This is a genomic window from Comamonas sp. CAH-2, assembly GCF_009668305.1.
GTDB lineage: Bacteria > Pseudomonadota > Gammaproteobacteria > Burkholderiales > Burkholderiaceae_C > Comamonas > Comamonas aquatica.
In genome coordinates, this window is sequence record NZ_VSWF01000067.1 from 1 (window position 1) to 7814 (window position 7814).

Consider the following 7814-nt stretch of genomic DNA (forward strand, 5'->3'; position numbering starts at 1 on the left):
CTTTTTGCATTTCCACTCGCCTTCACCCAAGAACTTGATTCCCGTTGAATCAACCAGCAAATGCAGTCCCGCTTGGCTGCGTGTGTACGGCACTTGTACATTCAAATCGAGCTGGCGCCGGCACAGCGTGCTGAAGTCAGGTACCGGCCAAGCAAGCCCACACAAATGCAGCACCGACTCGGCAAGACCCGTGGTCTGCCGCAGTGCCAAGCCAAACAGGTTCTTGAGCGTCAAACAAAATTGGATTGCTGCATCAGAGAACTTCCGACTGCGTCCGCGTTTGCCACTTGCCGTGGCAAACCAGCACATACCCTTGTCCAGCCACACCGTCAAAGAGCCTCGAGCTTTGAGGGATGCGTTGTACTGCTTCCAGTTGCTGGTTCTATAGCGGGGTTTGCGGGGCTGACTCATGCAGCAAGCCTACCGCTGGAAGAGCAACGATTTATGCAACAACGTCGCGTCGGCCATCAATCGCGCACCACTGCAGGTGCCGATTCTTCGTTGGTATCGCAACCTTCGGTGACAGGCACCGTCTACACATGCCCCATGCATCCGGAGATTCGCCAGGACCATCCGGGCACTTGTCCCAAATGTGGCATGTCGCTGGAGCCGGTGATGCCGTCTCTGGACCAAGATGAAGACCCGGAACTGCGCGAATTTCAGCCCCACATGCAAAGCAGCTTGGTTAAAGATGCCATGGCAATGGCTTGGTGGCGAAGGCGGCCTGAACCTGGAGCCATATTCCACAGCGACAGGGGCAGTCAATATTGCAGCCAGAGCTTCCAAGCCGCATTAGCAGGCTGGGGCATACGCTCGTCCATGAGCCGCAAAGGCAATTGCTGGGACAACTCGCCCATCGAAAGCTTCTGGGGTCGATTGAAGACCGCTTGCGTGCATGGGCAGCGCTTCGCTACTCGGGAGCAAGCAAGGCAGGCAATCATGAACTGGATGGCCTTCTACAATTACCGTAGATTGCATTCGAGCTTGAGGTATCTCAGCCCTATGCAATACGAGCAACGCTGATACGAGGCACAGCGCAAAAAGGCCACGTAAGCAGGGAGCTAAGAACTCCACGAAACAGGGGCAACATATGTTGCCATTACTGCTTGGCACAGAATTTCGCCCAATCCTCCATCATTGAGCGACGTCGCTCTAGTGCATCGGAGCGTCTGTATGCGGCTTCGACCTTGCTCTCTAATGTATGTGCTAAGGCCGCCTCAGCAAGATCAGACGGATACGAAGTGCAGTCACCTACCCAATCGCGGAAGGTAGATCTAAAGCCGTGCGGAACTGCTGCCACATCCATACGGCGCATCACTGCCAAGAGCGTCATATCGGATAGCGGTTGCCCCTTGGTGCCGGGGAAAAGCAAATTGCTACCTTCGACCCTTGGTAACGCCCTCAGCAACTCCAGTGCTGCACTTGACAACGCAATACGGTGCTCCTTGCCAGCTTTCATACGCTCAGCGGGAATAGTCCAGATCCCCTTATCAAGATCTACCTCACTCCACTCAGCTCCACGTACTTCACCAGATCGAGTACATGTGAGAATGAGAAGCGTTAGAGCTTTTGCAGCCATCCCCTGACGAAGTTTGAGCTTGCTCACAAAATCCGCTATTTCTCCATAGGGAATGCTTTTGTGATGTTCTACCTTCTGGATCTTGCTAGGAGTCGCCAGCACCTTATCCAGATGCCCTTTCCATCTTGCTACGTTTTCCTTTTTTCTGTACTTGCGTACTTGAGCCCAATCGAGAACTGTCTCGATACGGCCACGCACGCGTACGGCAGTCTCTGTTTTGCTATGCCAAATTGGTTCTAAGCAAGCCAAGACATGAGGAAGCTCAATCTCATCGACGCCCAATTTCCCAATGAAGGGGTAGACGTAGCTTTGCAAGGTATTGCGCCACTGCTGTCGGTGCTTGGGGTTCTTCCATTCTTTTTCCTTGTCTTCAAGAAATGCTTCGGCACAACTCTCAAAAGTACGCACAAAGGTTTTCTCGATCAGCAAAGCTTTGCGTGCACGCATAGACCCGACTGGAGCCTCGCCTGCATTAATCTGCCCACGCATGTCCCGAGCCCTCTCGCGAGCATCTGCTAATGAAACTTCTGGATAGGCTCCCAAGCCGTAATCACATCGTTTGTCGCCAACTTGCACTCTAAGCACCCAACCACGATGTCCTTCCCCAGTGACACGCAGGTGCAATCCTGGAACACCTCCAACGGGATGGCGTCCCTCCGTCTTGATAGCTGCTACAGCTCGATCCGATAGTTGCTTAGCGATACGTGGCATACATGTGCTGGCCTGAAGTCCTGTCCCACATACTGCCCACATAAAACATGGGCTGTTAGCGATTTTCGCCGAACTCCAACGAACAGTCAAAGCTTAAATTTTTATTTACAATCAGCATGTTATAGTTTTTTATCGAACTTTAACGAACATAAAAATGGCGGACACAGCCTCCGCCAGATAGCCAATCAACCAGCGCCTTTACGGCGCTTTTTCTTTGGGGCACCCAGCCCTCACCCGCTGCACTGCCCTGCCGGTCTCGCAACACACCCACACCGTGCCAGGTGTTCCTAGCGTTGGTTGGGCAGCAGCCTTTGCACCAGCGGGTGCAGTACCTTCTTGTTGGCGCCGATCGCGAAGAAGTACTCCTCGACGCCTTCGCAGGCGCCCACGCGCTTCACCCCGTAGCGCGACACCAGTTCGTCGTGCACCAGGCCGGCCATCGGAAAGACCCCCATGCCGGCGGCACCAAAGGTCTTGAGCAAGGCGCTGTCCTCGAATTCACCCACCACGTGCGGCTTGATCCCCAGGCGCTCGAACCACTGGTCCAGCCGGGCGCGCACGGCCGCGTGGGTGGTGGGCAGCAGCACGGGCACGCGCGCCAGAGAATCCGGAAAGCCCCGGCGCGCCGTCGCATACAGCGAGGCGGGCGCGTACCAGGCCAGGGCCGAGGCCCCCAGCGCGTGGCTGTACACCTTCAGGCTGGGATTGGGCGGCGCGGCACGGTCGGCCAGCACGATGTCCAGCCGGTGCAGCGCCAGATCGCCCAGCAAGTCCTCGAACTCGTCGACGAGGCACAGCAGCCGCAGGTGGGGCTCGCGCAGCACCGGCTGGATCAGGCTGCGGACCGCCAGCTTGGGCAGCTCATCGGAAATGCCGATCACCAGCCGCACCGAGGGCGAACCCACGGCGTCACGCACGACGTCGGGCAGCTGTTCCCCCAACTGGAAAATCTGCTCGGCCTGGCGCATGGCGGCGATGCCGGCCTCCGTCAGCGCCACGCCCCGCCCGGCGGGCTTGAACAAGGCATAGCCCAGCGAACGCTCCAGCTCGCGCACCTGGGTGCTCACGGTCTGCACGGCCATGCCCAGGCGGGCTGCGGCGCGGGCCATGCCCCCCTCCTTGGCGACCACCCAGAAGTAGTACAGATGCCGGTAACTGAAGCCTGTGCCCATGGTTCGGTTTTCCAGAACTGAGGTTTCCCAATTATCTGCTTTTACAAATCCGGTGCCCCGCTATCGTGGGGCTGCATTCTGTGCAAGACCGGTGACCTTGCCACGGCACAGCCCTTGGACCACCACCGGACCTGCACGCGATGTTCCTGACAGACCGCCCCATTTCAAGGAGACGTGCCATGTTGAAAGTCCTTGTCCCATCGGATGGTTCCGCCAGTTCGCAATGCGCGGTACGCCACGTCATCAGCGAATGCAGCAAGCACCGCAAACTCGACATCCATCTGCTCAACGTGCAGCCTCCCTTCTCGAAATTCATCAGCGACCACAGCAGCGATGAAGGTCGGATGGAGTTCCACCAGGAACAGGCCCGGCAGGCACTGGCGCCGGCGCGGCAGTTACTGGACAGCGCCGGGATTGCCTACACCGTGCATTGCGAAGTGGGCGACAGGGTCGACTGCATTGTCGAGACCGCACGCCGGCTGCAGTGCGATGCCATCGTCATGGGCACGGCACGCAAGAGTTCCCTGGTCAGGCTGGTCGAGAACTCGGTCACCAACCAGGTGCTGGAGCGCACCAGCGTGCCCGTGGAGGTGATCGCAGGCGAAGCGGCCTCGCGGCTGGAGCGCGTGGGCATTCCGGCCGGTGTCGGTACGGGGGCGGGCCTACTGGCCTTGTGGATGGCCGCGAACTGAGCCCATCCACCGCGGCGGCTGACACCCGCCGCGCCATGCCGGTGCTGCCAACGTCCAACACCCTATCGGGAGCCTGCCCATGAGCAACATCGAATCCCTGGCCACCGGCCCGATGTGGGCCGGATTCATCGCCTTCGTGCTGGCCATGCTGCTGCTGGACCTGTTCGTGCTAGGTGGCAACAAGGCGCACCGCGTTTCCGCGCGGGAAGCGGCCTGCTGGACCGCCACCTGGATGGCCCTGGCCATCACCTTCGGCGCCCTGTGGTGGTGGTACCTGGATGGCACGGCTGGCCGCGAGATCGCCAACCGCAAGGCGCTGGAGTTCTTCACCGGCTACCTCATCGAGCAGGCCCTGTCGGTCGACAACATGTTTGTCTTCGTGATGATCTTCAACTACTTCGCTGTGCCGCCGGAGCTGCAGCGCCGCGTGCTGCTGTATGGCGTGCTCGGCGCCATCGCGATGCGTGCGGTCATGATCCTGGGCGGTATCTGGCTGGTGTCGCAGTTTGCCTGGGTGCTCTATGTCTTCGGCCTGCTGCTGGTGGTCACCGGGGTCAAGATGCTGGTCATGGCCGACCAGCAACCGGACCTGGAAAAGAACCCCTTGCTGCGCTGGCTGCGCGGCCACATGCGCATCACGCCCGGTTTTCATGGGCAGGCCTTCTTCGTGCGCATCGACGGCCTGCGCTACGCAACGCCGATGTTCCTGGTGCTGATGATGATCGAAGCCAGCGACTTGGTGTTTGCCGTCGACAGCATCCCGGCCATCTTCGCCGTGACCACCGACCCCTTCATCGTGTTCACGTCCAACATCTTCGCCATCATGGGTCTGCGGGCGCTGTACTTCCTGCTGGCCGACATGGCCGAGCGCTTCCACCTGCTCAAGTACGGCCTGGCCCTGGTGCTGATCTATATCGGCGGCAAGATGCTGGCCATGCCCTGGTTCCACATGCCGGTGCAGTGGTCGCTGGTGATCGTCGGGTCCATCGTTCTGGCCTCGGTGCTGCTGAGCATGCACCTCTCCCACCGTAAAACCCGGAGTGCGCTATGACCCTGTCCACGTCCCATGATCACGACCGCATCCCCACTCCTGACCGGGTCCAGCGTGATGACCTGGGCCGGCTCGTCGCCGTGGCATGGCTGGGCACGGCAGAAGCTCAGCAGGCCGGCAGTGCGCGCTGGCTGGTGGCGGTTGATGGCTCGGCCTGTGCCTTGCACGCCGTGCAGGCGGCGGCCCGCCTGGTGGCCCTGGGCCAGGGGACCGGCATCGATCTGGTGCACGTGCAATCCTGGCTGAGCAAGGAAGCCGCAGAAACCGAACTGGCACGCGGCGGCTGGGCCACCACGGCCCCCGCGCGCCGCCTGCTGGAGATGGCGTCCATCCCGTGGAACCTGCATGTCCTCATGGGAGAGGCCGCTGACGAGATTGTGGGCCTGGCGCACAGGCTGGGCAGCCTGGGCATTGCCGTCGGCTCGCACGGGCTGACGGCGGCCGAATCGGTGCTGCTGGGCTCCGTGGCCGACCAGGTCTTGCGCCGCGCCACACTGCCGGTGCTGATCGTGAACGGTGCCCCAGCCATGCCGGCAACACCGGGCGCCTAGCCCGCGTGCGCCTGCACCAGGCAATCGATGAAGACCTGCGCCGCACGGCTGGGGGCCGGCGACAGGCGCCACATGGCGACGAACTGGCAGTCGTAGTGAAAGCGCTCGGGCGCAATCGCCTGCAACCGGCCGGTGGCCTGCAGCAGACGCCCGTAGTGGTCGGGCAGGAAGCCCAGGTAGCAGCCGGTCTGCACCAGGGTGGCAATCGCCTCCTGGTCAAAGCCGGTGGCCCTGCGGCGCAGGCCCACGCGGTGGGCCAGCTCCATGTTGGGCGAGTGGTAGCCCAACCCCGCGAACGCATGCGCCTGCAGGTGCGGCCAGTCCAGCTGGCTGTGGTCCGCGCCGTACAGGGGGTGGCCGGGGCCGCAGTACAGCAGCATGTGCTCGGCAAACAGGTCGCGGTACACCAGACTGCCCGAGCTGCGGTGTGCAGGGATCACGCCCACCTGGAAGCGCCCGTCCATCAGGCCCCGCTCGATCTCGTGCATGTGGGTCACATGCAGCTGGATCTCCACATCGGGCGCCTGCTGGTGAAAGGCCTGGAGGGCCCGATCGATGTGCGCCTGCGGGTTGGTCACGGTCTTGTCGAACACCGCGATTTCCAGGCTGCCCCCCATGCGGTCATGGATGGCATGGATGCGACTGCGAAACAGGCCCACCCCGCCCAGCAGCTGCAAGGTGGCCTCGTAGACCTGAGCGCCCTCGGGCGTGAGGGCGAAGCCGGCGCGCCCACGGCGGCACAGCACCAGGCCCAGGCGCTCTTCCAGGTCCTTCATGTGGCGACTCAGCGTGGAGGCGCTGATGTTCAGTTCCAGCTCGGCAGCCGACATGCCACCGCACTCCACCACGCTCTTGAAGATGCGCAGCAGGCGCAGGTCCATGTCGCTGAGCTGGCCCAGCACCGCCCGCGAGCGGCCCTGGGGCGCCGGCGTGCCCCCGTCCGCCGAAGCACTGGCGGGGTGAAGGTCCGATGCAGAAATGGGAGCAGGCCGTGGCGTCATGGCTGGGATTAGAGCAAGTTTTGCACCAGCTGCCTAGCGGTGGGCCGCAGGTCGCCATGGCTGCACCCCAGCGGACCACGGCTGGTCGCACGGTGGCTTGCCAGGCGGCCCGGCCCCCTGGTGTAATCGAACACCCTGTCTTGCGCGTTGCGGCCCACCATGATGCCCGTCCACGATCTGCTGGTGTTCGCCGGCGCCTCCCTGCTGCTGGTCCTGACCCCGGGGCCCAACATGCTGTACCTGATCTCACGCTCCCTCTGCCAGGGGCGCGCCGCCGGCGTCATTTCGCTGGCCGGCGTGGTGCTGGGCTTTTTTGTGCACATGCTGGCGGCCAGCCTGGGCATCACCGCGCTGTTCATGGCCGTGCCGCTGGCGTTTGAAGTGCTGAAATGGGCCGGGGCTGCCTACCTGCTGTGGATGGCCTGGCAAACCGTCCGGCCCGGTGGGGCATCGCCTTTCGACCCAACCCTGCCCCTGCCGGCCGAATCGCCGCGCAGGCTGTTTGCCATGGGCCTGCTCACCAGCATCCTCAACCCCAAGGTGGCGATGTTCTACCTGTCCATCTTCCCGCAGTTCGTCAGCGCCGCGCACGGCTCGGTGTTCTGGCAGAGCATGACGCTGGGCATGGTCCAGATCACCACCAGCTTCAGCGTCAACCTGCTGATCACGCTGTTCGCCGCTCACATCGCCCGCTGGTTCCAGGGCAACCCGCACTGGCTGCGGGCCCAGAAATGGATCATGGGCACGGTGCTGGCCGGCCTGGCCGTGCGCCTGGCGCTGGAGCAGCGCCGCTAGGCGCGGCGGCGACCGCGTACCGCCGCGCTGGGCCTGCACCGCCGGTGTCGGGCGCTGCCGCCCCGTGCACCCGATGTTGAGGTGGGTTGCAGTAAGGCACGGCCGCATCAGCACACATCACATGCGCCCATTACTTGCAATATTGCGCAAGTAAACATGGATGTACGACTATTCAAGAAAACGTCGCCACCTCCAACAATGGCCCCCAGCACAGCGTTTGCCCGAGGAAATTGCCATGGACTTCACCGACACTGCCCCATCT

General features: G+C 62.2%; 8 protein-coding genes and 3 pseudogenes. 6 read left to right on the top strand and 5 right to left on the bottom strand.

The window, feature by feature from the left end:
* Positions 1-411 (bottom strand): IS5 family transposase (locus FYM52_RS18350; protein ID WP_154165132.1); only part of this gene is annotated, 411 nt, incomplete at its 3' end.
* 108 nt (positions 412-519) lie between these two features.
* Here FYM52_RS18350 and FYM52_RS19005 point away from each other — a divergent pair.
* Both FYM52_RS19005 and FYM52_RS18355 read left to right on the top strand, forming a co-directional pair.
* Positions 520-663, top strand: a pseudogene (locus tag FYM52_RS19005) (heavy metal-binding domain-containing protein); the annotation flags it as partial.
* Positions 661-1023 (top strand): annotated as a pseudogene (locus FYM52_RS18355) (IS3 family transposase); the annotation flags it as partial. The pseudogenes FYM52_RS19005 and FYM52_RS18355, both read left to right, overlap by 3 nt.
* A gap of 76 nt (positions 1024-1099) precedes the next feature.
* Here FYM52_RS18355 and FYM52_RS18360 read toward each other — a convergent pair.
* From FYM52_RS18360 to FYM52_RS18365, 3 genes and pseudogenes are all read right to left on the bottom strand, one after another.
* Positions 1100-2026 (bottom strand): site-specific integrase, encoded by a 927-nt coding sequence (locus FYM52_RS18360; protein WP_314711233.1) that lies wholly within the window; start codon positions 2024-2026, stop codon positions 1100-1102.
* A gap of 12 nt (positions 2027-2038) precedes the next feature.
* Positions 2039-2332, bottom strand: a pseudogene (locus FYM52_RS19225) (Arm DNA-binding domain-containing protein); the annotation flags it as partial.
* A gap of 245 nt (positions 2333-2577) precedes the next feature.
* Entirely contained in the window at positions 2578-3462 is an 885-nt protein-coding gene (locus FYM52_RS18365) for a LysR family transcriptional regulator (RefSeq protein ID WP_042417352.1), read from the bottom strand.
* A 179-nt stretch (positions 3463-3641) separates the two neighbouring features.
* Here FYM52_RS18365 and FYM52_RS18370 point away from each other — a divergent pair, with 179 nt between their 5' ends.
* From FYM52_RS18370 to FYM52_RS18380, 3 genes are all read left to right on the top strand, one after another.
* Complete coding sequence (locus tag FYM52_RS18370) at positions 3642-4154, top strand: universal stress protein (protein WP_045267226.1); 513 nt, start codon at positions 3642-3644, stop codon at positions 4152-4154.
* A gap of 79 nt (positions 4155-4233) precedes the next feature.
* The gene (locus tag FYM52_RS18375; protein WP_043383995.1) at positions 4234-5205 is read left to right on the top strand and encodes a TerC family protein; all 972 of its coding nucleotides are present in this window, start codon (positions 4234-4236) and stop codon (positions 5203-5205) included.
* Positions 5202-5756, top strand: coding sequence for a universal stress protein (locus tag FYM52_RS18380; RefSeq protein WP_154165134.1), 555 nt, complete (start codon positions 5202-5204; stop codon positions 5754-5756). Before FYM52_RS18375 ends, FYM52_RS18380 begins: the two co-directional genes overlap by 4 nt.
* Here the strand turns inward: FYM52_RS18380 and FYM52_RS18385 are convergent.
* On the bottom strand, positions 5753-6637 hold the full coding sequence (locus tag FYM52_RS18385) for a LysR family transcriptional regulator (RefSeq protein WP_238826271.1): 885 nt from the start codon (positions 6635-6637) through the stop codon (positions 5753-5755). The genes FYM52_RS18380 and FYM52_RS18385 overlap by 4 nt on opposite strands.
* Positions 6638-6916: 279 nt before the next feature.
* On the opposite strand from FYM52_RS18385, the gene FYM52_RS18390 reads away from it, so the two are divergent.
* Complete coding sequence (locus FYM52_RS18390) at positions 6917-7552, top strand: LysE family translocator (RefSeq protein WP_154165136.1); 636 nt, start codon at positions 6917-6919, stop codon at positions 7550-7552.
* The last annotated feature ends 262 nt before the right edge of the window (positions 7553-7814 follow it).